This is a genomic window from Acinetobacter nosocomialis (assembly GCF_041021905.1).
Classification (GTDB): Bacteria; Pseudomonadota; Gammaproteobacteria; order Pseudomonadales; family Moraxellaceae; genus Acinetobacter; species Acinetobacter nosocomialis.
In genome coordinates, this window is sequence record NZ_CP157433.1 from 37,423 (window position 1) to 61,942 (window position 24,520).

General features: G+C 38.5%; 22 protein-coding genes and 5 pseudogenes. 8 read left to right on the forward strand and 19 right to left on the reverse strand.

Annotation, left to right across the window (positions count from 1 at the left end):
* Nucleotides 1-6: 6 nt before the first annotated feature.
* Nucleotides 7-177, forward strand: a pseudogene (locus tag ABLC00_RS18785) (IS5/IS1182 family transposase); the annotation flags it as partial.
* Between the two features lie 520 nt (nt 178-697).
* Here the strand turns inward: ABLC00_RS18785 and ABLC00_RS18790 are convergent.
* A complete protein-coding gene (locus ABLC00_RS18790) occupies nt 698-919 on the reverse strand; it encodes a helix-turn-helix transcriptional regulator (protein WP_000627021.1) in 222 nt (73 codons plus the stop codon).
* A gap of 194 nt (nt 920-1,113) precedes the next feature.
* Between ABLC00_RS18790 and ABLC00_RS18795 the strand changes: the two genes are divergently transcribed.
* The gene (locus ABLC00_RS18795) at nt 1,114-1,365 is read left to right on the forward strand and encodes a hypothetical protein (protein WP_000937271.1); all 252 of its coding nucleotides are present in this window, start codon (nt 1,114-1,116) and stop codon (nt 1,363-1,365) included.
* Between the two features lie 275 nt (nt 1,366-1,640).
* On the opposite strand, the pseudogene ABLC00_RS18800 reads toward ABLC00_RS18795, so the two are convergent.
* Nucleotides 1,641-1,862, reverse strand: a pseudogene (locus ABLC00_RS18800) (antitoxin HicB).
* Nucleotides 1,863-1,895: 33 nt separating this feature from the next.
* The gene (locus ABLC00_RS18805) at nt 1,896-3,095 is read right to left on the reverse strand and encodes an integrase arm-type DNA-binding domain-containing protein (protein ID WP_033847072.1); all 1,200 of its coding nucleotides are present in this window, start codon (nt 3,093-3,095) and stop codon (nt 1,896-1,898) included.
* Nucleotides 3,096-3,394: 299 nt separating this feature from the next.
* Here ABLC00_RS18805 and ABLC00_RS18810 point away from each other — a divergent pair, with 299 nt between their 5' ends.
* The gene (locus ABLC00_RS18810; RefSeq protein WP_000684950.1) at nt 3,395-3,826 is read left to right on the forward strand and encodes a PPC domain-containing protein; all 432 of its coding nucleotides are present in this window, start codon (nt 3,395-3,397) and stop codon (nt 3,824-3,826) included.
* Nucleotides 3,827-4,236: 410 nt separating this feature from the next.
* On the opposite strand, the gene ABLC00_RS18815 is transcribed toward ABLC00_RS18810, so the two are convergent.
* Together ABLC00_RS18815 and ABLC00_RS18820 are read right to left on the reverse strand one after the other, a co-directional pair.
* On the reverse strand, nt 4,237-4,875 hold the full coding sequence (locus tag ABLC00_RS18815) for a glutathione S-transferase family protein (RefSeq protein ID WP_000593330.1): 639 nt from the start codon (nt 4,873-4,875) through the stop codon (nt 4,237-4,239).
* A gap of 16 nt (nt 4,876-4,891) precedes the next feature.
* Complete coding sequence (locus tag ABLC00_RS18820) at nt 4,892-5,911, reverse strand: NADP-dependent oxidoreductase (RefSeq protein WP_000859511.1); 1,020 nt, start codon at nt 5,909-5,911, stop codon at nt 4,892-4,894.
* A 143-nt stretch (nt 5,912-6,054) separates the two neighbouring features.
* Here ABLC00_RS18820 and ABLC00_RS18825 point away from each other — a divergent pair, with 143 nt between their 5' ends.
* Nucleotides 6,055-6,663, forward strand: coding sequence for a TetR/AcrR family transcriptional regulator (locus ABLC00_RS18825; RefSeq protein WP_000804055.1), 609 nt, complete (start codon nt 6,055-6,057; stop codon nt 6,661-6,663).
* A gap of 110 nt (nt 6,664-6,773) precedes the next feature.
* Nucleotides 6,774-7,004 (forward strand): hypothetical protein, encoded by a 231-nt coding sequence (locus tag ABLC00_RS18830; protein ID WP_001087955.1) that lies wholly within the window; start codon nt 6,774-6,776, stop codon nt 7,002-7,004.
* Nucleotides 7,005-7,087: 83 nt separating this feature from the next.
* Here the strand turns inward: ABLC00_RS18830 and ABLC00_RS18835 are convergent, their stop codons facing one another.
* The 3 genes from ABLC00_RS18835 to ABLC00_RS18845 form a co-directional block, all read right to left on the reverse strand.
* Nucleotides 7,088-8,215, reverse strand: a complete 1,128-nt coding sequence (locus tag ABLC00_RS18835; protein WP_033847073.1) for an alkene reductase — start codon at nt 8,213-8,215, stop codon at nt 7,088-7,090.
* Between the two features lie 200 nt (nt 8,216-8,415).
* Nucleotides 8,416-9,093 (reverse strand): type 1 glutamine amidotransferase domain-containing protein, encoded by a 678-nt coding sequence (locus tag ABLC00_RS18840; RefSeq protein WP_033847074.1) that lies wholly within the window; start codon nt 9,091-9,093, stop codon nt 8,416-8,418.
* A gap of 84 nt (nt 9,094-9,177) precedes the next feature.
* Nucleotides 9,178-10,335 (reverse strand): iron-containing alcohol dehydrogenase, encoded by a 1,158-nt coding sequence (locus ABLC00_RS18845; protein WP_033847075.1) that lies wholly within the window; start codon nt 10,333-10,335, stop codon nt 9,178-9,180.
* A gap of 185 nt (nt 10,336-10,520) precedes the next feature.
* Here ABLC00_RS18845 and ABLC00_RS18850 point away from each other — a divergent pair.
* Nucleotides 10,521-10,793 (forward strand): annotated as a pseudogene (locus tag ABLC00_RS18850) (IS3 family transposase); the annotation flags it as partial.
* 138 nt (nt 10,794-10,931) lie between these two features.
* On the opposite strand, the gene ABLC00_RS18855 reads toward ABLC00_RS18850, so the two are convergent.
* The 4 genes from ABLC00_RS18855 to ABLC00_RS18870 form a co-directional block, all read right to left on the reverse strand.
* Nucleotides 10,932-11,234, reverse strand: a complete 303-nt coding sequence (locus ABLC00_RS18855) for a putative quinol monooxygenase (protein ID WP_000920559.1) — start codon at nt 11,232-11,234, stop codon at nt 10,932-10,934.
* Between the two features lie 323 nt (nt 11,235-11,557).
* Complete coding sequence (gene fghA / locus ABLC00_RS18860) at nt 11,558-12,397, reverse strand: S-formylglutathione hydrolase (RefSeq protein ID WP_000402508.1); 840 nt, start codon at nt 12,395-12,397, stop codon at nt 11,558-11,560.
* A 228-nt stretch (nt 12,398-12,625) separates the two neighbouring features.
* Nucleotides 12,626-13,738 (reverse strand): S-(hydroxymethyl)glutathione dehydrogenase/class III alcohol dehydrogenase, encoded by a 1,113-nt coding sequence (locus tag ABLC00_RS18865; RefSeq protein WP_000842147.1) that lies wholly within the window; start codon nt 13,736-13,738, stop codon nt 12,626-12,628.
* A 21-nt stretch (nt 13,739-13,759) separates the two neighbouring features.
* Nucleotides 13,760-14,035, reverse strand: a complete 276-nt coding sequence (locus ABLC00_RS18870; protein WP_001133624.1) for a metal/formaldehyde-sensitive transcriptional repressor — start codon at nt 14,033-14,035, stop codon at nt 13,760-13,762.
* Between the two features lie 1,031 nt (nt 14,036-15,066).
* Here ABLC00_RS18870 and ABLC00_RS18875 point away from each other — a divergent pair.
* Nucleotides 15,067-16,230 carry a zinc-dependent alcohol dehydrogenase gene (locus ABLC00_RS18875; protein ID WP_001202406.1) on the forward strand — a complete coding sequence of 388 codons (1,164 nt, stop codon included), beginning with the start codon at nt 15,067-15,069 and terminating at the stop codon, nt 16,228-16,230.
* 133 nt (nt 16,231-16,363) lie between these two features.
* Here ABLC00_RS18875 and ABLC00_RS18880 read toward each other — a convergent pair.
* The 4 genes and pseudogenes from ABLC00_RS18880 to ABLC00_RS18895 form a co-directional block, all read right to left on the reverse strand.
* Nucleotides 16,364-17,301: pseudogene (locus ABLC00_RS18880) on the reverse strand (IS5 family transposase).
* 162 nt (nt 17,302-17,463) lie between these two features.
* A complete protein-coding gene (locus ABLC00_RS18885) occupies nt 17,464-20,130 on the reverse strand; it encodes an excinuclease ABC subunit UvrA (RefSeq protein ID WP_002055446.1) in 2,667 nt (888 codons plus the stop codon).
* A 42-nt stretch (nt 20,131-20,172) separates the two neighbouring features.
* Nucleotides 20,173-21,395 (reverse strand): annotated as a pseudogene (locus tag ABLC00_RS18890) (IS256 family transposase).
* A 113-nt stretch (nt 21,396-21,508) separates the two neighbouring features.
* Complete coding sequence (locus tag ABLC00_RS18895; protein ID WP_033846786.1) at nt 21,509-22,348, reverse strand: alpha/beta fold hydrolase; 840 nt, start codon at nt 22,346-22,348, stop codon at nt 21,509-21,511.
* A 92-nt stretch (nt 22,349-22,440) separates the two neighbouring features.
* On the opposite strand from ABLC00_RS18895, the gene ABLC00_RS18900 reads away from it, so the two are divergent.
* Nucleotides 22,441-23,031, forward strand: coding sequence for a TetR/AcrR family transcriptional regulator (locus ABLC00_RS18900; protein WP_000058345.1), 591 nt, complete (start codon nt 22,441-22,443; stop codon nt 23,029-23,031).
* Nucleotides 23,032-23,210: 179 nt separating this feature from the next.
* Here the strand turns inward: ABLC00_RS18900 and ABLC00_RS18905 are convergent, their stop codons facing one another.
* The 3 genes from ABLC00_RS18905 to ABLC00_RS18915 form a co-directional block, all read right to left on the reverse strand.
* The gene (locus ABLC00_RS18905; RefSeq protein ID WP_000985610.1) at nt 23,211-23,492 is read right to left on the reverse strand and encodes an addiction module antidote protein; all 282 of its coding nucleotides are present in this window, start codon (nt 23,490-23,492) and stop codon (nt 23,211-23,213) included.
* On the reverse strand, nt 23,493-23,795 hold the full coding sequence (locus ABLC00_RS18910) for a type II toxin-antitoxin system RelE/ParE family toxin (protein WP_000286963.1): 303 nt from the start codon (nt 23,793-23,795) through the stop codon (nt 23,493-23,495). It lies immediately after the preceding gene.
* 161 nt (nt 23,796-23,956) lie between these two features.
* Nucleotides 23,957-24,496: a hypothetical protein gene (locus tag ABLC00_RS18915; RefSeq protein ID WP_002055813.1), complete on the reverse strand. Its 540-nt coding sequence runs from the start codon at nt 24,494-24,496 to the stop codon at nt 23,957-23,959.
* Nucleotides 24,497-24,520 lie beyond the last annotated feature (24 nt).

Consider the following 24,520-nt stretch of genomic DNA (forward strand, 5'->3'; position numbering starts at 1 on the left):
TGGCCAGGCTATCATCGGCGAAGTTTGGTTGAAACCAAGATACATTGCATCAAATTATTGGGGGATAAACTCAGTGCGAGATATTTTCAAAGCCAAGTCAATGAGATTCATGCACGTATGGTAGTATTAAATAAATTTACGGACTTAGGCAGACCACATACCCGAGTTGTCACTTAAATTTGAGTAGACATGAGAAGTCTTAACTTTTAAATCTTGAAATCCCAAAGCAATCATAGAGTCCTTGAGCTAAAATATATTGGACTCTCTGCGAACCTCAAATGAGGTTCAGCTATTCGAGGGATTGCGGACATCTATCGAACGTTCGATCTCAAACACTATGACGTCAAGATCGGGTACTTAAAATTATCAAAATGATAAAAAGAAGAAATTTAAATGGTTAAATGAAAAATCATGTAAAAAGACTAAAAATCTTGCAATAAGTACAAGGGCAACGTAAGATCAGCACTGAAGTCATTTTAAATTCCTTGTACTGCAATTTGCATTACATGGAACAAACCCACAATAGTTACCGCTATTGTGGGTCATTAGCCCTTTTTTTGATTAAGTTATAAGAAAAAAACCTCTATCATTCGATTGATTCTTTTATATAAATAATAAAGTAAATCTCTGTTTTCGATGAAATTTTATAAAGTTCAGTATTAGACCTGTAGAGAAAACTTATCAAAAGAAGTATTGGTTAATCTTTTTCTTCAACTTCTTCCTTAAACTCAAACAAATCATTCATCGTACAGTTAAAGTATTTACATAACTTATCAGCGACTGGCAATTCGATACGTATAGCACGGTCATAATACATACTTGTCAGCGTATTACGATTGATTCCTGTCGCATGCACCACTTCACTTAATTTTAAAATTTTTCTATCGCCCATGAGGCTAGATAACTTACAAGTAATCATATTTAAATTAATTTACAAAAAATAACTTGCTGTGGGTTATTTGAAGTTGTTGCCTGAGTAATACTTTGCTAAAATTAACCTACAGCAGGTTATTACAACTTATAGAAAGTATATTTTATCCATTTCAATTAAATTATAACTTTTTAAATATAAGGATTGAACCTGCATTAGATTTTTTTGTGGAGATAACCGCCGTGTTACCAAATGAGTTATTAATCAGCCAGCAAGCTCGTGACTTAGGAAATCAATTAATTAAAGAAATGAACATCAATAGAAGTTATGGATTGGCTAATTTTCTTGGAGTAAATACTTGCTATGATAATCATCAGGCTGTACTTATTTGGACATTTCAACTGCTAGAAAGGGAACCTGCCTTAAATGAATTAGCAGAAATTAAAAAATATTTTCTTTTAATCTTTCCAGATAGTGTTTATCAATTAGCCTAAGTTATTTTTAAAAATTATTTTTTTATATAAAAACACTAAATCAAAGAAAACTTTCTTTTAAAATACCTATTAATTCAAATTCATACGATTTACAGAATATATGAAGCATAAATTCTTGTTCCTGCTTTATCACTCACTCCTACTAGACCTTAGTAAAGACTAAAATTACATAGCTCTTTTTACTGATACTAAACGATTCATGCCCACACTACGTTCTGCAGCTTCGAGGGCTAGTTTTTGTTGAACCACTGAGAACAAGGACAATAAATTGCCTACTATATTTTTCCGGAGAGTGGTGTAGGAACTTTTTCATTATTGCTAATCATATCAGCGACAACATCAGCAACGAGCTCCTCTATTCCTGAGAATGCTTTAGACTGATCCGCATCATGCTAAGACAATGATGGAAACTCAGCACATAACCCAACATACCCCTTATCTTCAACTGACCATTTAACACGGTAAGTATATTGTTTACTATCCATTTGACACCCCATCATGTTTTAAGTTTATGTATAAAAGTACGATTTTCACTTACTAGTACTTAAATAATCACCCCACCACTGCATCATTTCAGTCCGTTGAGCTAAATAGTCAGCGTGATTATAGCTGGCACGGGTACGGTTCTTATCAATATGTGAAAGTTGTGCCTCAATCCATTTATCTTGGAACAAACCTGAGTCATTCAAAATGGTACTAAAAGTAGAACGTAATCCATGAGAAGATAGTTGATGTTTGCCATACCCCATCTTACGTATGGCCAAATTTAGAGTATTAAAATGAATTGGTTGATTGTGTTTGCGAGGGCTAGCAAAAAGGTATTTTTCACCGTATGACCACTGCATGACGTCTTTCAAAATCTCTAAAGCCTGATTTGAAAGTGGAACTAAAAAATCTGGAATCTCATGGCCTAATATAACTTTTCGTCGAAACTGTTTAATATGCAAGGCAGGTATTTTCCAGATTTTTTCATTTAAATCAAAATGATGAGGCTCAGCCAATAACAATTCGGCCCCTCTCACGCCAGTATGTAATTTGAACATCAGTGCTTTTTTAATAATGGGATGGGCATCCAATTTTTGTAATTTATTCTTAAAATCAGATATTTCCTCCGCTTTCAAATACGGATAATTTTTCTTGATTTTGCTGTTAATGGTGATTTTATTTAAACCATGAGCGATGTTGAACTCACAATAACCCATCGCTACAGCGTAGTCATAAATTTGGTTCAAATAACTACAAGCTTTTTTGACAGGTTCTTTTACTTGGCGTCCCTCTATTTTTTTGATTACTGAAACCAGGTCATAGCGCTTGATGTTTTGAAAAGGTAAATCCTGAAGGTCTGGATAAATATCTTGCTGTAAGCATCTTTCTGCTAACTGTAGTACACCACAGCGGGGTAGATCGTTGAAGGCATTCTTCAGTTTGAACTGTAACCACTCCTCCCCGACCTTACCAAAGGTGATAAGATTAGAGGCAGTATGATGTTCAAAACAGAAATTATTGTCTTTAAAGTCATCTCTGACTTGTCGTGCCTTTTTCAGCGATAAATCAGGATAAAGACCTAACTGAATGCGTCGACGTTTTTTAGTTTGTGGATCTGTATAGCGATAGCACCAAGATTTTCTTCCACTCGGCTCAATCTTCAGGCTAAGCCCATCTTCATCGGATAAAAAACAGGTTTTTTCCTTGCAATGAGCTTGGCGAACTTTAATATCAGTAAGACTCATGGAATTTAAATGAAACCTAATAAGGGGTTGATTGGATCAATTATATCAAAATAGAACGCTTTATATATGATGCGTATGATACGCATCATATATTTTTATAAGTATTTGTTAAATAAACTTTATATCTAGATTGGCTATTCCTTAGTGACCAATTAATTAACCATTGATTTCGCAAGTCTTAAATTAGCATTTGAAGTGCAACTCTATGTTATGACTATTCACAGTTCTGTTCCATGATTCATGGTTACTTATTACTTATGTTACTATGTCAGGGGCGATACAAGAATTAAGGTAACCTTATGAAAATAGCGAATACGAAATTACTAGCTGGTGCTTTTATGGCCCTAACTTTAACTATGCTTAGCCCAGCCGTACTTGCAAATGATAACAATGATATACGAAAGACTGTTGTAGTTAAGTTTGCAAAAAAAGCTTACTCTGCAAATTATTACGGAAGGATAGAGGGATACAAGTATGATTCCTACAAATTTTATGCTAAAAAAGGGCAAAAGTTAAAAGTGAAGTTGACTGGAGGAAATGTTGAAGCTTACTTACGGGGTAATCAATTAAAAGACTCCATCAATATTGGAGAATATTCTCCAGAGCTTGATGATAATGGTATTTATATTTTACCTGCTTCAGGTGAGTATGAAATTAGAGTATTACAACCTAGATCACAGGCAAGAAAAGATAAAAAACCTCAATACTGGATGAGTATTAACATTAAATAAAGACTTGCTAGATTCTTTTAAGCTTTTATACGAGGGTTCAAAAACTATTGCCAGTTAAGCGGGGCGTGATTTTTACGCATATGTGTTTATGTTATTAAAATGATATAGATTACTTGTTTAATACCCCAAGGAATAATTTAATGTTGCTGTGCGTTAGTCACTTTTCTTTCAAAAGTTGATTATATCTTTCAACGTAACCGTCGTGATATTCAAGCTCTTTTGATAGGAATTTGCAGTGAAAGAATAGGCGAAACTTGTCTTAAATAATGGTAATTCCTTATCTTTAAAATAGAGAACGCCCGATGAAATTCATTAGGCGTTTACTTTAAATAAGTGTCAGGTTATTTTATAATCATATGTACTTGTCAATCATGATTCTTTTTCTCAATTGCGTTAAAAAAACAATTTTGCTATTTTTGACTTTTCACACCATTTTGTTCAATTTGTACTGCGACTTGCCAGCTAGGTAGTTGGCTTAAACCTGCTACATAACGTTGGATATGGGGATAATTTTCACCTTGTCCCATATGATAAACTAAAGCATGTAGTCCAAAGCCCATCATAAAGTCAGCACCGGTTAAACGGTCTGCCACTAGAAATTCTTTATCTTTTAAATATTCATTTAAATGGCCAAATACCTTATCGAACTCAACTTGAGTATAATTTTCTAGAAATACCAACTTCGTACCTTGCTTGGTTTCTATCGCATTAAACGTTTTTAACAAAAATGGCAGCATGGCAGAGCTTTCTGAGAAATGAATCCACTGTAGATAATCGACATAAGTAGATTCATCCATATCTGGTGCTAAATGCGGCGCAAGTTTCTGAATTAATAACTCAACGATTGCGCCTGACTCTGCAATAACTTTGCCATCCCATTCCAATACTGGAGATTTCCCTAAAGGATGGATGGTTTTTAAAGATTCAGGGGCCAAATGCGTGCTTGAGTCACGATAATAGCGTTTCAGCTCATAGGGCTGCTTGATTTCTTCAAGTAACCACAAAATGCGAAAAGAACGTGATTGATCTAAATGATGTAGTTTAATCATGATAATTCCTATTTTTTTAAATTTTTACAACCACTTTGCCAAAGTTTTCGCCTTTCAACATACCATTGAAAGCATTGATCGTGTTATCTAAACCTTGCACCATATGCTCTTTATATTTGATTTTTCCGTCTTTCAACCATTCAAACATTTGCTGATAGAATTCCGGATACTGACTGCCATAATCATCAAAAATAATAAAGCCTTGCATGCGAATACGCTTTTTTAAAAGGGTGGAAATAAAGCCCGGTAAACGGTCTAGCCCTTGTACTTGCTCGGTAGCGTTATACTGGGAAACCACACCACACACCGGTACACGTGCCGCAGAGTTAAGCAATGGCCATACCGCATCAAACACTTTACCCCCTACATTCTCATAATAAATATCAATACCGTTCGGAACTGCTTGTTGTAATTGTTCTGCAAAATTTTCATCATGATGATTGATACAAGCGTCGAAGCCGAGTTCTTCTACTGCATAACGGCATTTTTCAGGCCCACCTGCGACGCCAACCACGCGACAACCTTTAAGTTTGCCAATCTGTCCAACCGTAGCACCAACAGGTCCCGTTGCAGCTGCAACGACTAAAGTTTCACCGGCTTTAGGCTGACCAATGTCCAACAACCCCATATAAGCAGTAAATCCTGGCATTCCCAAAATACCCAATGCCCAAGATGGATGTTCAGGTTGCATACCTAAGCTTTGACATGCAGTCCCATTAGAAATTGCGTAGCCCTGCCAGCCATTTCCTGAAAAAACCCACTCGCCTTCTTTGAATTTTGGGTTTTTAGAGGCCACTACTTGACTGACTGTTCCACCGACCATCACTTCGCCAATTTCAACCGGTGCTGCATATGAAGGAGCATCGCTCATGCGACCACGCATATAAGGATCGAGTGACAAGTAAATGGTTTTTAACAATATCTCGCCTTGTTTAAGTTCATTGAGCTCAACTTGTTCAATACGAAAATCGCTGTGTTTTGGCTCACCCACTGGCCGTTTAGCTAAAACGATGCGTTGATTAATAACTGTTTTCACACACATAACTCCATGTTTTATTTAGAATTACTTCCCTTCACAATCAAAAATTATGATTAAAATTTCTTTACATCCATTGTAGAGGAGTTATAATAAAAAACAATACGACTGGTCTATTTTTTGTAATAGAGTAAATAATTAATATGAAGCCTAATCCTATTAAAAAGTCTGAAGCGAAGCGCTTACACATTCTTAACACCAGTTCAGACCTGATTTTGCATAAAGGTTTTACTGGTGTAGGATTACAGGAAATTTTACAGAGCTGTGAGATCCCCAAAGGCTCGTTTTATCATTATTTCCAATCCAAGGAAGCTTTCGGATGTGAATTGGTACAGCATTATGTGGATAATTACCAAGTTCGTTTAAATGATGTATGGCGTAGCGATAAATCTCCTTATCAAAAGCTGATTGAGTATTTTAATTTATGGATAGAAGATCCTGAAACACAGTGTGGTTGGGCGGATAGTTGTTTAATTGTGAAACTTGCCGCAGAAGTTGCCGATCTATCTGAAGATATGCGCTCCATTATGTCCGCTGGCGTGGATGATGTAATCCAACGTATTGCTGGTTTAATTGATTTGGGTAAACAGGATCAATCTATCCAAGCAGATACTGAGGCCTCGACTTTGGCACAAGTACTTTACCAAATGTGGTTAGGTGCAGCATTACTGAGTAAGTTGCAAAAAGATAAAACACCATTACATCAAGCTCTGAGAGCAACTAAATTTCTATTAAAAAGTGAAGATTCATAAAAATTAAATTAAATATCAACTACATAATTAATAATTCATGATAGCAGTCCAATGATTACCTATTATTGTGTTGCTATTAGATCAATTAACAATCATGAGTATAGCGCACAATGAATTCTCCTCCTAAAGCCCTCATGACTCGTATTTTAGTCGGATATTTAGGCTTATATCCCACACTATTACTGGTACTCACTTTATTAAAGCCAATTACTGAGCATCAAAGTTTCCCGATGATGGTGTTGATTGAAGTCATAGTATTAGTGCCAGTAACGCAACTGATTTCTTTCCCACTGGCAGGTTGGCTCATTACACAGCTAAAAAATTTTAAGAATTTGTTTTAAGAAGAATTTATGCTGGCAACAGCAATCCTAAGTCGTTATTTTGCCAACCACAAAGGTTGGCAAAATAACTCATTAAGTCAATATTAATCTGCGTAAGCTGGATAATCAATATAGCCTTTTTCCGTCCCACCATACATAGTACTTGCATCTACTGCATTCAATGGCCACCCATTGGCGATGCGATCGGGTAAATCTGGATTCGCAATAAATGGGCGTCCAAATGCAATTAAATCGGCCAGCCCTGCCTCTAAAATTCGAGTCCCTCTTTCTGCCGTATATCGACCTGCATAAATAATCCGACCACTGAAAGTGTCTCTGACATCTTTACGAAAATCATGAGGAAGTTCTGGTGCATTATCCCAATCAGCTTCTGCAATCGATAAATAGGCAATCCCAACTTCTTCAAGTATTTTTATGGCTTCAATATAAGTCACATGTGGATCATCTTCAACCAACCCCATGTAAACACGATCTTCCTCTGTACTTTCAAATAGCGGGGCAAAACGCACTCCTAAACGATCTGCACCAACCACCTCAGCAACTGCCTCTACTACTTCACGTAAAAAACGCAAACGATTGTTTAGTGATCCACCATATTCATCTTCACGGTGGTTACTATGTGCAGAGATAAATTGATTTACCAAATAACCATTTGCACAATGAATTTCAACTCCATCAAAACCAGCAGCCAAGGCATTGCGTGCAGCTTGAGCATAGAGTTGCACTAATTCTTTAACTTCTGCATTGCTTAAAGCACGTGGCATTGAAGGATCAGCCAAGGCCCCTGCATTGGGCCCGGTCTCAATAAAGACTTTAACATTACTATCAGCCCTAATAGCCGAAGGCGCGACCGGTGATGCATGATCGGGTTGCAAAGATGTATGTGAAACACGCCCAACATGCCAAAGTTGTGCAAAAATAATGCCTCCTTTAGCATGCACTGCTTCAGTCACTTTACGCCATCCAGCAATCTGTTCAGGGCTGTAAATACCGGGAGTCCAAGCATAGCCTTGACCACGTGGCTCGATTTGCGTACCTTCGGTGACCATAAATCCTGCCCCGGCACGCTGTTGATAATAGGTTGCCATCAGTTCATTTGGAATATTCCCTGGCTGAGTACTGCGCGACCGCGTTAATGGTGGCAATACAATACGGTTTCGCAAAACATAAGGGCCTAAGCTTAAGTTTTGAAAAAGTATGCTGTCTTTCATTTCATTGTATCCAAATAATCATGACTTAATTGATCTAAATTAAAAAATACCCTTCCTTCCTGTATATAGAAAAATAAAGGAAAGAAAGCTATTAACTCAGACCCTCCACCATTAAGTGAGGGTTATTTTGCTTATTGCACCCGTTGCTCAGAGTCAGAAGTTATTCACTGCTAAGCACCACAACAGACGCTAGCTACTCTTTATTTCAACAATTGAAGTAATGCTGTAGCAGTTGCAGCAGAAGAGGCTGGATTTTGTCCAGTAACCAGCAAGCCATCTACTTGAACATGTACTTGCCAATCATCTACTTTAGAATAATGACCACCATTTTCTTTAAGAATGTCTTCGACTAAAAATGGTACAATTTCAGTCAAGCCTACAGCAGCCTCCTCAGTATTGCTAAAACCAGTGACTAATTTACCGCTGACTAAAGGCGCTCCATTACTCGCTTTCACATGACGAAGAACACCTGGGGCATGACACACTGCTGCAACAGGTTTGCCAGACTGAATCGCCTGTTCAATCAGAGAAATTGAAATCGGATCTTCTGCTAAATCCCACAATGGACCATGCCCGCCTGGATAAAACACCGCATCATAATCAGCTACAGAAATTTCGCTAAGTTTATGCGTCTGTGCCAATGCTTGCATTGCAGTTGGATCAGCTTCAAAACGATGAGTGGCTTCAGTTTGCGCATCGGCTAAATTACTTTTAGGATCTAGTGGTGGCTGCCCACCTTGAGGCGACGCCAGCGTAACTTCAGCACCAGAGTCAATAAAGGTGTAATACGGTGCAGCAAGTTCTTCTAGCCAGAAACCTGTTTTCTTACCAGTATTGCCAAGTTGATCATGTGAGGTTAAAACGACTAAAATTTTCATGTTATTTCTCCGATAATTTTCATGATTGAGGAGCATTGTTGCATGATCACTTGCTGTGTGGCGTGAGCATGCCAGATAGCTTATTTAGATGCTCGTCGCAAGAATTTGGCGACTGATCTCTAATGAAACATTTTTGTGTTCGCCTAGCCGTGTCAGATTGTGTGATTTAAGTTGCGTAATGATGATCTCAATATCTGTCTCCCCCAGTCCATAATCGCTAAGACGAGTCGGCAATCCAAGTTGCTCAAAGAAGGCTCGAGTACGAGCAATAGCCGTATCAATACGTTGTTCTTCATCACCTTCGACAATCTGCCAGACACGAGCTGCATACTGTAGTAATTTTTCTCGCTTCTCTTGACGACGCACTTGTAGATTGGCCGGCAACACAATGGCCAAGGTACGAGCATGATCAATACCATGTAAAGCCGTGAGCTCATGTCCAATCAAATGGGTTGACCAATCTTGTGGTACACCAGCTCCAATCAGCCCATTCAGTGCCATGCTAGCAGACCACATCAAATTCGCACGCGTGTCATAATCTGCTGAATCTTCCAAGATTTTCGGTCCAATCTCAATCAGAGTTTGCAATAGACCTTCGGCAAAACGATCTTGTACTTGTGCATTCACAGGGTAAGTTAAGTACTGTTCAATGACATGAACAAATGCATCCACCACGCCATTAGCCAACTGGCGCGTCGGCAAGCTAAAGCTTTTATTCGGATCTAGTACGGAAAATTGCGGAAAAACATAGGGACTGCTAAATGACAATTTGGCTTGGGTCGATTTTCTGGTTACTACACCACCGCTATTCATTTCTGAACCAGTTGCCGGAAGGGTGAGTACACTCGCAAAAGGCAAAGCTTGAGTAATTTTAGTACCATGGGTTTCTAAAATCTCCCATGTATCCCCTGTATAATTGACTGCTGCTGCAATAAATTTAGTACCATCAATTACCGATCCACCACCGACAGCCAACAAGAAATCAATCTTTTGTTCTCGAATCAGCTCTACAGCTTTCATGAGGGTTTCATAACTCGGATTCGGCTCAATTCCGCCAAATTCATGAATTTCTCTTGCACCTAATGCTTCACGCACTTCAGCTAAAGTACCATTCTTACGTGCACTTTCACCACCAAATAACATTAACACTTTTGCTTCTGTAGGCACATAGTCATTGATTTCAGCTATTGTATCGCCACCAAAAATAATGCGGGTCGGATTATAAAAGTTAAAATTCAGCATATTTTTATCCTAGGATGATCAGCTAATTGATTTGAAAAGCCACCGTTATTCATCAAATAAACTTTAAAAAATTGGACAATACTGTGGCTTTTGCCTACACCATGTGCTAACTATACATAAAAATAGACCAGTCGTCTATTTTTTTAAAAAAATTATTTCAGCTTGCCAACTTGAGTGATGCTTAAACAAATTCAGGCTTGTTCTATACCACTTTTATTATTGATGTATTTTCACGAGCGATTGTTGGATGGAAGATATCAACACGTATGACTATTGACATGGTCGTGAACGCATTGGCTGAAACAGTGAATGGCTCATAGAAAATAGCAATGATTAAATATTTTAAAAGCAGATTGGCAAGGTTTAGCAGATGTACAAATGCAGCGCTAAATTAGATAGATTGGTTCAATATAAGGCATGTGGATTCATTCGTTTATTTACCCTGTTTTGGATATTGACCCATGTAAACGATGAGATTAAGCCAATAAATAAAGTAGCCCAACTTGAATAAAAAGCCTCTGACAAACCTCACAGTGTTGAAGTGCTGCCTTTCATTCAAAATTTCAGGCAGCACACTCATACATTTAAGCGTCGGTTTAAGCTGGTAGTTTACTCGCCAAAACATCTACTTTTTCAATAGACGGTGGCTCTGAAAATAGCTCTTCGGCCTGAGCCATCAAAGCAGCTGCAACCTTGCCAGATAAATGCGCTTGGCGACCCGCCTCATCAGGAAATGCATCAAAAATACCAAATGTTGTAGGTCCAAGACGTAGGCCAAACCACGCAACGGTCGCAGGTTCTTCCATTACAATAGGTAAACCGGCTTTAAGGAAAGCTTCCACTTCTTCTTCTTTACCCGGTTTAGCTTCAAGACGCACATATAAAGCTGTTTTAAGCATGACTAAAACTCCACAATTGATTAGAATTCAAACTGATTCTGACATTGCTAATGTATGCATGTCAGAAAGTTTTGTTGTATAAAAGTTAAAAAAATTTCCCATAGCTGAGCCAAAATTTAGATTTTTATTTCGACATAATGCTATGAATTTATTCAAGTTAATATCATTAACATTTGAATCAAAAATCAAGATATGAGATGATTAAATTCAATCTTAGTTATATAAGGATCAATTGACTCTACCTTAGATTTATAAGCTGACCTCTTCATCTGGAGATTATATTGCTCAAGAAGCATTCAAGAACAACATGTATATCCTCATATCTATGAAAGTTTTTTTGCTAGGAATTTGCTGTGAAACTCTATATGTTTCTCTATAAAGCTCGCAATGAAGTAATAGCTATGGTCATACCCTTCTCTTAGGTTAAGTGTAAGAGGATATTCTTGTTCCAAACAAATATCACTAAGCAGCTTAGGTCTTAACTGTTCTTCAAGAAAATCATCAGCTGTTCCCTGATCGACTAAAATAGGTAAATGAACTTCCGCGTTTTTGATTAATTCAATCGCATCATAGCTTTTCCATAAAGTTTCGTTTTCACCTAGGTAGTGTGTGAAAGCCTTTTTCCCCCAAGGTACTTGGCTAGGTGCAACAATTGGTGCAAAAGCAGAAATACTTTTATACAGCTCAGGGTTTTTTAACCCAATGACTAATGCACCATGACCACCCATGCTATGCCCCATAATGCTTTGGACTTGGTTGGTCGGAAAATTCAGGTCAATCAGATTTCTGAGCTCTTCCACAATATAATCATACATTTTGAAATGCTGTGACCAGGGTGCTTGTGTTGCATTCACATAGAATCCTGCACCTTGGCCTAAATCATAATCTGCATGATCTGGTACATCTTCTCCACGTGGGCTGGTATCTGGTGCAACAATAATGACTTTATGTTCAGCCGCATACTTTTGTGCTCCGGCTTTAGTAATAAAGTTCTGTTCGTTGCAAGTCAGCCCTGATAACCAATATAAAACTGGCAACCGCTCATCTTTGTCATGAGGTGGCAGATATATTGAGAATTTCATTGAACAGTTTAATGCTGTTGACTGATGGCAATACACTTCTTGCGATCCACCAAAAGAAGCATGTTTCTCAATTATTTCCATAATCAATTACCTATGTTGAGCAAGACTTCATGAGAAATCGAGTAAACAAAGAGTCTGTCATTCTCCACAGAGAATAGTGATTAAGATTTAAAATGTAGGCAGGTTTGTTGAACCTATACACGATGCCTACACAGATAGATGGGTTTTACAGATAATGTGCCGTTTTAGAGGATTCCATGCATGTCATTCATGATGCACATGCATGGAAAACTATAAGGTCTGACGGAATTATTCGTAATGAATTACAGTACGAATTGACTTACCTTCATGCATTAGATCAAAGGCTTCATTGATCTGATCCAAGCCCATCGTATGTGTCACAAATGGTTCTAATTGAATTTTACCTTTCATGGCATCTTCAACCATTCCTGGAAGTTGCGTACGACCTTTTACGCCACCAAACGCAGAACCTAGCCATTTACGACCAGTAACCAGTTGGAATGGACGGGTAGAGATTTCTTGACCTGCGCCAGCTACACCAATAATTACAGATTGTCCCCAGCCACGGTGTGCACTTTCAAGGGCTGCACGCATTACATTCACGTTGCCAATACATTCAAATGAATGATCTACACCCCAACCAGTCATTTCGACAATGACTTGCTGGATTGGTTTATCGTAGTCTTTAGGGTTCAAGAAGTCCGTTGCGCCAAACTCTTTTGCCAGCACAAATTTATCTGGATTCATGTCAACCACAATAATACGTCCTGCTTTAGCTTGACGTGCGGCTTGTACGACTGCTAGACCAATACCACCTAAACCAAAGACCGCAACACTATCACCTTCTTGTACTTTAGCCGTGTTGTGTACTGCACCGATACCCGTTGTTACACCACAACCTAGTAAGCAGACATGTTCGTGATTGGCTTCAGGATTGATTTTAGCCAATGATACTTCTGCCACTACCGTGTATTCACTGAACGTTGAGCAGCCCATATAGTGGTAAATCGGTTGACCATTGTAGGAAAAACGAGTCGTGCCATCTGGCATTACGCCTCTACCTTGAGTTTCTCGAACGGAAATACACAAGTTCGATTTTCCAGATTTACAGAATAGGCACTCGCCACATTCAGCGGTGTAAAGTGGAATTACATGATCACCTGGTTTGACGCTAGTCACGCCTTCACCAACCTCAACTACGACACCAGCACCTTCATGCCCGAGAATAGCCGGAAAAACGCCTTCAGGATCATCGCCAGATAAAGTAAATGCGTCTGTATGACACACACCGGTATGGGAAATCTTGATTAATACTTCACCTTTCTTCGGTGGTGCAACATCAACTTCAACAATTTGAAGAGGTTGACCAGGACCAAACGCAACGGCAGCACGTGACTTCATGGAATAATTCCTTATACAGATCTATTTTAAATATGATTTTAGAATCTTGGCGATTTCAGCCAATTCTTCTTTTCGTTGTTGTTCTGTGGTTTCACCTGATACTAAAGTGTCCTTTAAATGAACCTCTAACATCTCATTCATTAGACCATTAATAGCACCACGCACAGAGCATATTTGTTGCAGAATCGCACCACATTCCACATTGTCTTCTAGCGCTTTTTCAATCGCTTGTGTCTGACCTTTGATCTTTCTGACGCGTAGAAGAATCTTTTTTTTGTCTTCGACCTGATTAGGCATCAGACCTCCTTATTTGCTAGCATTGATACTATAGTACCCCATAGTATAAAAAAGAACAATATTTTTTATAAACCGACCTTAGAGGGCAAACGAGAGCGTTTTAAGGCATTAAAAAACCCACAGAAGTGGGCCAAATCATTATTTCATGCTGAAACAATAGTTTTTACTAACCTCTGAGGGAATGGAACAACTAGTTAGCATATTTATTATAAATGCAATATGAATCAAAATGTTTAAAAGATGTATCTAAAAGGCTTCTTTATCATTTTTTTGTTTAAAAAATATTTGCCGAGCGAAGCAATAGCATAAAAAAAGCCCACTCAAGGAAAGTGAGGTGGGCTTATAAACTAAAGATCTTTGAAAGCCAACAAGAAACCACAGCTAGTTTCTGTTCACTATTTTGTGTACTAATCAAATAATATTCACTGGCAAAATACGCCAAATACTAAAATATTGTTAAATAAATCAAATTTTTAGAGCTGAAATCTACGATATTTATTTACAGAGTATAACGATTAAAGTAATAACTCTTTCTAAAAATAAGGAGGTTTGGAAAAATCTTATAGTTACCTTGATAATATCCACTCTCATTAGCTTCCTTATTTTATGCACTATAAATTTTTTATTTGGACATGGCATATATATTCCGTGGAGTGACCATAGCCATTGGACAGAGATATTAAGTATAGAAATAATACTCATGAGTTTAGTAATAGGGGGAGTTAGTACCTCTATGATTATGTTAGGGACATTTATTTCTAAAAATAATAGATAGCACAGAATTAACAATCTATAAGTTATAGAAATTACTAGATGTTTCTTTAATTCTGTTCTTTTCTATTCATTCGACACATAAGGTCACTAATTACGTAAACCCTATATAAGTTTATTTTTTAAACACTCGGATGTCTTATTTCATACATTAATTTACAGCGATTTCTTGGTGCATAAGGCTCTAATAAAAGTGTTTTTTATTTTTGGCAGCCTTGATACGAGTCTGTTTAATGTTGAACTAGAAAGAGGAAATCCGCATGCGTGCTCTTACCTATCATGGTGCTCGGGATGTACGAGTTGAATCCGTTCCAGATCCAGTGATTCAGGAACCAGATGACGTCATTTTAAGGGTGACAGCGACTGCCATCTGTGGCTCAGATCTGCACCTATACCGGGGTAAAATTCCGGCCACTGAAGATGGCGATATTTTCGGCCATGAATTTATGGGAATTGTAGAAGAAGTCGGCCCTGAAGTCACAGAAGTCAAAAAAGGCGACCGGGTAATTATTCCTTTCGTGATTGCATGTGGTCACTGTTTTTTCTGTGAACATGAACTAATGGCTGCCTGTGAAAATACCAATACCGGCCGTGGTGCAATTCTCAATAAAAAACAGATTCCACCAGGGGCAGCTTTATTTGGCTTTAGCCATCTGTATGGTGGTATACCGGGTGGTCAGGCTGAATATGTACGGATTCCCAAGGGCAATATCGGACCATTTAAAGTGCCAGGTTCCCTGCCTGATGAAAAAGTATTATTCCTGACTGATATTCTGCCAACCGCCTGGCAAGCAGTGAACAATGCCCAAGTTGGTCGAGGTTCCAGTGTGGCGATTTATGGTGCTGGCCCAGTCGGTCTGCTGGCTGCTGCCTGTGCGCGGATGCTCGGTGCCGAGCAGATTTTTATGGTCGATCACCATCCTTATCGTCTGAGTTTCGCACATCAAACCTATGGGGTGATTCCGGTCAATTTTGATGAAGTCGATGCCGCTGAATTTATCATTCAAAATACCACGGGTTATCGTGGAGTCGATGCCGTCATTGATGCGGTCGGTTTTGAAGCCAAAGGCAGCATGCTGGAAACTGTAATGACTAACCTGAAATTAGAAGGTTCGAGTGGTTCAGCGTTAAGACAATGTATTGCAGCGGTCCGCCGCGGCGGTGTGGTGAGTGTACCTGGAGTTTATGCCGGTCCAATTCACGGCTTCCTGTTTGGTGATGCCTTTGACAAAGGTTTAACCTTTAAAATGGGACAAACTCATGTGCATAATTACTTGCCGCAGTTGCTAGAACATATCGAAAATGGAGATCTGTCTCCAGATCTGATTATTACCCATCGCATGAAACTGGAAGATGCTGCGGAAGGTTACCGTATTTTTGATAAAAAAGAAGAAGACTGTCGTAAAGTAATTCTGACGCCATAAATATGATTAAAGGAAAGCGCCATCAGGCGCTTTTTTATTTTTTATCATCATTTTATCAATCCTCTTTTTCTTGTTTTTAAGGGCTTTGTTGCACAAAGATTTGAAATGCAAAGCGCCCCTAATTGAGCCAAATTTAAGGCGTAACTTGGGTAAATGGTCGACCTGATTCCGTAAATCTGTTGAGCACTGCTACACGTGCATGAATCTCATTGACTTGGCTATCAAAACTCCTTGCACTGAGTTTATCTCCTAATAATTTGATGCAATGCATCTTAGTTTCAACCAACTTCGCCAATGATAGCCTGACCATTTTTTCCATAGTATCCTGCCTAAACGTTTAACTGTTCGAAGTAATTCATTTCGTTCTAGCGAGCTACTCTTTGTATCTTTCCATGGTTTCGCATTTTTTCTAGGTGGAATCACCGCATGCGCTTGCCGATCTGCAATTGCAATGACCTGACGGCATTGCTTGGTGTCATAAGCTCCATCGGTATAAACAGAGTCAATCCGCTCATCTTGTGGAATCTGATTAAGTAAATCACCAAGCACCTGTGAATCACTGACATTATTGGTTGTAAGCTGAAATGCTCGTATTTGCAGGGTTTTGGCATCTATACCAATATGTAGTTTACGCCATTGGCGACGATATTCAGGTCCATGTTTCTTGCGCTTCCATTCACCCTCACCTAGAAACTCCATGCCTGTAGAGCCCATGAGTAGATGCAGCCCATCTCTACTTTTTTGGTAGCTGATTACAATATCAATATGCTTTTGTCTTCTACAAAGCGTAGTGTAATCTGGAGCTATCCAATTTAATCCGCAAAGTTTAATCAGACTTTGCACAAAGCCAGTAACCATACGTAAAGACAGACGAAATAAGGATTTAATCATTAAGCAGCATTGGATGGCTGCGTCGGAGTAGGTTTGATTTCGCCCTTGTTTGCCTTTTGATGGCGCATACCATTGCGTAGCAGGATCAAACCAAATGGCAATATTTCCGCGACTCATGAGTGCTCGGTTATATGCGGGCCAATTGGTTGTGCGGTAGATTTTAGGTGCGGGCTTATTCATTTGAAAATTATATTGTGGAATAAGCCTTTAGAAATAGGTTTGTGCAACAAAGCCCTTAGTTGAAAAAAATTTTAGATTTCATGCTCACACACCACCTAAAAAAAATATCTGATTGATTTTACAGGCTTTTAATTTAAGGTTTTATTCTACCCACTCGCAATATCAATGTTTAGTATCACGACTCACTAACTCATTAACTAAATATGGAGCAGTACGGCTATCTTGATTTTCTGTTATTTGTTTTGGTGTTCCTGCCACAACAATATTCCCACCAGCATTTCCAGCACCTGGTCCCACATCAATCACCCAATCTGCTTGTGCAACGGCACGCATATCATGCTCAATCATAACCACGGTATTACCCGCATCGACTAATCGCTGCAATTGAACTAACAATCGATCTACATCTGATGGATGCAAACCTGTAGTTGGCTCATCAAGTATATACAGTGTATTTCCACGCTGATTGCGTTGCAGCTCGGTCGCCAATTTAATACGTTGCGCTTCTCCACCAGATAGTTCAGTCGCTGGTTGCCCTAAACGTAAATAACCAAGGCCAATTTCCTTTAATAATTGTAGTGAACGAGCAATCGAGACCTCTCCATCAAAAAAATCACGTGCTTCATTGACGGTCATTCCTAATATTTCAGCAATATTACGTCCATTCCAGCGAATTTTCAGAGTGTCATCATTATATCGAGCACCATGACATGTCGTACAAGGGGCATATACACTTGGCATAAACAATAATTCTACACTGACAAAGCCTTCACCTTCACAAGTTTCACATCGCCCTTTAGCCACATTAAACGAAAAACGTCCAGCATCATAATGAGCTTGGCGAGCTTCAGGAGTCCCAGCAAATAACTTTCTAACATGATCAAATAAACCCGTATAAGTTGCCAGATTAGAACGTGGAGTACGGCCAATTGGTTTTTGATCAACCTGTACCAGACGCTGTATAGCCTCCACATCACCAGCCAGAGAACCCTGTGTAACCTCGGTAACCAACATTCCTTCATTTAAAGGATTATTTTCATTATTGTTTTCAGTTTCAGATTCATTGCCTAAATATGAAAGTACTAACTCGGGTAAAGCTTGAGAAACGAGACTAGATTTACCTGAACCTGAAATACCTGTAACTGCTGTAAGTACACCAAGAGGTATACGAGCATCAATATTATGCAGGTTATGTCGGTAAATATTGTTAAGTTCAAGCCAACCAGAGGGTGTACGTCCATAACTTTGAGTAACTGGGATTTTATTAAATAAATAACTTGCAGTACGTGAAGCTGAAATCTCACTTAAACCCTGAGGTACTCCACTATATAAAATATTACCACCTTGCTCTCCTGCATCTGGTCCAACATCCACTAACCATTGAGCACGACGCATGAGCTCTAAATCATGCTCTACAACAAATACGGAGTTTCCAGCGTCTCTTAATTTATCGAGAGAATCATATAATGACTGACTATCTGAAGGATGTAATCCAGCAGACGGTTCATCCAGTACATAAACTACACCAAATAGCATAGAACTTAATTGTGTTGCTAAACGCAAACGTTGTAACTCTCCCGCTGAAAGAGTCGGTGTGGCTCTATCTAATGTTAGATAACTAAGACCTAACTGGCGTAATTGATTTAAACGCCCCACCACACCATTTGCTAAACGCTGCGCAGCAATTTTCTTTTCATCTGAAAGTGCTGACGTACGTCTTACATCTGGAGATACAGAATGCACTGCTCTACCTGTTGTTGCTCGTTCAGATCTATCAAGTTGGGTTACTTTATTATTAGTCTTTTCTCCAGCATCATGAGCGTCGAAATTGCCTAGAACAATGGGCTCAAGCAGGCAAGTTAACTTATCCAAAGAAAGTTGCATAAACTCACCAATATCTACTCCAGCAAAGGTAATAGATAAGGCTTCTGGTTTAAGGCGTTTACCATGACAGGAAGGGCATATTTTTCCTTCCATAAAACGTGAAACACGTTTTTTCATCAACGTACTTTGGGTATTAGCAAAAGTATGAAGGACATAGCGACGAGCACCAGTGAAAGTGCCCATATAGCTGGGTTCTAGTTTACGTTTAAGTGCAGATTGAGTCTCAGCGGGGCTTAAACCAGCATAGACAGGAACTGTTGGGGTTTCTTCAGTAAATAAAATCCAGTCTCTATCCGATTGCGGTAAATCTTTCCATGGTCGATCAACATCATACCCTAGGGTTACTAGGATATCGCGTAAGTTTTGCCCGTGCCAAGCAGGTGGCCATGATGCGATAGCTCTCTCACGAATACTGAGTGTTGGGTCAGGAACCATTGTCGATTCTGTAACTTCATAAATGTGACCTAAACCATGACAGGTAGGACAGGCACCTTGAGGAGTGTTCGGTGAAAAGTCCTCGGCATATAACATTGGCTGATCGGCAGGATATGCACCAGCACGCGAATAAATCATTCGCACGAGACTTGATAAAGTTGTTACACTTCCAACAGAAGAACGGGTATTACTTGCACCACGTTGTTGTTGCAATGCTACTGCTGGTGGTAGACCATCAATAGCATCAACATCTGGTACTCCGGCCTGATCTATTAAGCGTCTTGCATAAGGTGCAACAGATTCGAAATATCTTCTTTGTGCTTCAGCAAAAATAGTTCCAAAAGCAAGTGATGATTTTCCTGAACCCGATACACCTGAGAAAACAACAAGTGCATTTCTTGGGATAGAAACATCTACATCCTTAAGGTTATGCTCACGTGCACCTCGAACTTCAATACAATTATTAGATAAAGTAATGTTATTGTGTTCACCAAAAGAATGTATTTTCATGTTTCTACGAGCCTGTAAATTATTTTGTGTTAGTCCCATTTTTTATAAATGATCTTTTAATCGATCATCGAACTGAATCGTAAACCAATTCATTGCTAAACGCCAATTTTGAATTGGCATGGTCCATTTTTTAGCAGCATTTGAAGTTGCTAAATAAATGACCTTTTTCACTGAATCATCAGAAGAGAAGATCTTTCTCTTTTTAGTTGAATGGCGGATCACGCTATTCAATGATTCAATTGCATTTGTTGTATAAATCGCATGACGTATTTCAGCAGGATAGCTAAAGATCGTTCGGATATTTTCCCAATTTGCCCGCCAGGATTCTCCAATTTTTGGATACTGGTGATTCCATTGATCGCACAAGATATCTAGGGACTTTAAAGCATTTTCCTCTGTACTTGCCTGATAGATCGCCTTCAATCCTGCTGTTACAGCTTTGTAGTCCTTCCAGCTCACAAATCTCAGGCTATTGCGTACAACATGTACGATACACAGCTGGATATCAGTATGAGGGTAGACAGAGGCTATCGCATCAGGAAAGCCTCTTAGTCCTGAGAAGCGCTGCTTCGCAAGGCAGGCTACAAGAATATCTTGCACTCCTCGATTTTTAAGCTCTGTCATGATTGACAGCCAGAATTTGGAACCTTCTGTTTGAGCAAGCCACCTGCCAAGAAGTTCTTTTTGGCCATCCAGGTTAATGCCTAATGCTAAATAAACTGATTTATTGATTACTGTTGAATGCTGACGAACCTTAACAACAATGCAATCTAAATAGACAACAGGATAAAGACTATCGAGTGTTCTATTTTGCCATTCTGTCACTTGTTCAATGACAGCATCCGTCACCTTACTAATAAGGGAGGCAGATACATCGGCATCGTACATTTCTTTAAAAAAGCAACAATTTCTCTATTTGTCATTCCTTTCGCATATAGCGAAAGAATTTGATCATCCATGCTAGTAATGCATGTTTGATGCTTCTTGATAATCTGTGGTTCAAAAGAGCCGTCACGATCACGAGGGATATCTAAAGCAAGCTGCCCATCTTGTGTTAGAACTGTTTTGGAGCTAAAACCATTACGTGCATTAGATCCTTTCTTAGGTTGATGCTTTTCATAGCCTAAATGTTCAGAAGGCTCAGTATTCAGAGCGGTTTCGATCATGAACTTTTTAAATATGGCTGTCATTTGGTTTAAATCTTCAGGAATTTTTAAACCTTTAGCTAATTCAGCTGCCATACTTTTGATTGTAGCTTCATCCATGTGAAGTACCTCTTTTTATTATCCTCAGTAGGATGAATGAAAATTAAGTACTTACACAAAATTTAGAACAGTCCCAACTTATGTTCCATATTTATTATTCTCAAGGATCGTTATTAAAGTATTCTTTCAAAGGCAGTTACTACATTATCCCAGAGCACTTTTGAGTCACTACGGAAATAGCCCATATGACCAATTTTTGGTAGCGACTTGGTTAAAGGAATATCAATTAACTGAACATCAGCATTTTTATACCCCTGCATAAATGCATTACGTGATTTAGGCATTGCCCATAAATCATCAAGTGCGTTCGCTGCAATGATAGGTGTGGTTACCTTGGTAAACTGTTCTGCTATTTCAGGGACTTGAGGATCATCAAAAAAATAATGTGGAAATTTACACCAGCGTTTCCATTGTTGGTACACTCCATAGGGTAAATCTTCGCCCATACCTATTAGTGACATTGGAATATAGCCTTTCCACTGAGCCAATGTAGGTAAAACAAGCTCCCACAGTACTTTTATTTTCACTGCTTCAGTTTTTGGCATATAACCATGCCAGCCTGCACCTGTACCAAATATATAAATACACTTAACCTTATGATGAGTCGGTAGTAAACCAAAGGCATGTCCACCGAATGAATGACCCACCATAAAAAGAGGTAAATCATCTGCCACAATATCGACCACTGCTGCAAGGTCTAGTGTTGCCCACTCAAGAAAATTGCTATCAAAATTCTTAAAATCAGTAGGTTTAGAACGACCAATTCCACGATAGTCAAAAGTTATGACGTTATAACCCTGTGTAACTACATATTCGGAGAAACGTCGATAAAACGCTTGTGGTACCCCTGTTGCACCCGCAAGAATGATGTTTGCTTTGGGTTTTTTTGCACTGTATTTAATTGCTGCAAGTGGGTAACCGTCTTTCGCGGTAACTATAAAATCATTGTTCATTTTTAATCCAATTATAACAGTTGTTATATTTGAAATTATGCTAAGTTATAACAAGCGTTATAGCAATTTGTTTTTTAAGCGGAACAGGACTAATGAGTTTGCAAGTAAATAAAAAATTAGATCCACGACAACGGCTTATTTTATCCGCATTGGATTTATTAAGGACACAGGGATTAGCTGCTACAAGTGTGCGAGAAGTTGCGAAACATGCACAAGCCCCACTGGGCTCGACCTATCATTATTTCCCTGATGGTAAATCGCAAATAGTTAAAGAGGCTTTAATTTTTTCTGGAAATACTGCATTAGAACAACTAGATAAAGCATTAAATCAGCATGGAGTACGTAAAGGCATCACTGTATTTATTACGTGGTGGGCCGATATGGTGCAAGCCGATAATTTTGAGGCCGGTTGTCCTTTAATGTCTGTATTAATGGAAACAGGAAGTGATCCTGAGAAATTACAATATGTTGAAATAGTTAAACAAATACTAGATGTATGGAAACTGCGATTGATACAAGCATTTGAACAAGAAAGTATATGTTTGGAACAATCCAATCAAATCAGTATGAGTATTATTGCATCATTGGAGGGAGCTATTTTGTTATGTCGAGCATGGGGGAGTGTAACTCCATTAAAGGCAATAGCCGAACAATTAGATTTAACGATTAAAAGCTTAGTTTAACTTTTTATGGTTTTAGCTCTTTGACAACTATCTTAAATTTTGATTTAAGTTATCATTTCTAGTGGTAATTTATAATTACTATTTTCACTTACAGTGTTTAAATTTCCTAAAATTAACATAATACACCTTATATGAAATTTAAAAATGGAGCTTAAAGCTCCATTTTTAAATAACTTTTTTTAAATTGCTAAGCGTAAATTCAGTGCTTTTACAACTTTAATCACAGTATCAAAACTAGGGTTAACATCACCAGAAAGTGCTTTGTAAAGACTTTCTCGGCCTAGACCTGTATCTCGTGATAATTGAGCCATTCCTTTAGCTTTAGCAATGTTACCTAAAGCTTTAGCAATGAATGCAGCATCACCATTAGATTCATCGATACAGGCTTGTAGGTAAGCTTGCATATCTTCTTCTGTTTTAAGATGCTCAGCACTATCCCATTTACGAAGTTTGATAGCCATTTACAGCTCCTCCTCTAAATCTTGTGCTAATTGTAGGGCAAGTTTTATATCTTTACTTTGCGTAGACTTATCTCCGCCTGCTAAGAGAATAACGACCCTTTGCCCTTGCTTGCAGTAATAAATCCTATAGCCAGGTCCAAAGAAGAAACGTAACTCAGAAACACCTTCACCGACTGGTTCAGTATCTCCAAAGTTCCCATCTTCAACCCGATCAATTCGGACTTGTATGCGTCTTTTTGCCTGTTGATCTTTTAACTTGGTAAACCAATCATCAAAGGCTTCTGTGGTATATATTGAGTACATAAGCAAAATGTATCCTATAGGATACGTTTTTGCAAGACATAAACTTGGTTCTTTAGGCCTGAGGCACTGAATTTCATATAACAGCCATTATGTTAAATGGACTTATTTCTAATAAATATTAGTAAGAGGGAAAAGATCATTTTTCTTAAGTAGGATTCAAGTTAATGTATATCTGACGGTATGAACCACGTATACCACCAATCATGAAAATCAGAGGGAAAAATTGACTCTAAAATAATAATTAATATGCAGTACATGGCAATATTTTTCAGCCAAGTTGGTTTGATATAGCGCAATGATTTCGGATAGCGAGTGATTTGCAACCATAAAGTCATGACAAATAGTACACTAGCAATACTGGTTTGAATAAAAATTGCAATATTAATACGGGGTAATACATCTTGTGGGCAAGCAAATAAATAATGACCCAATGAAATCCAGTTGGCTAATACAAAACTATGAATTATTGCGAAAGCGTACTCCACTTTACCTGTATAAATTAAATCTACGGCACGATGAGCCATTAAAGCAATCGGTATCCAAAGTAATGCAACAATTTCCCGTGTGAGCCAAGCAGGTTCTGGGTATTGAAAGAAAAAATATACATTATCAAAGAAATGTAAAGCAGCAGCATAAAGTGTAATCCAAATCAAAGCTTTATAGACTTTGAGTAGATTAGAAAGGTCAAACTTATGTTCCATATTTATTATTCTCAAGGATCGTTA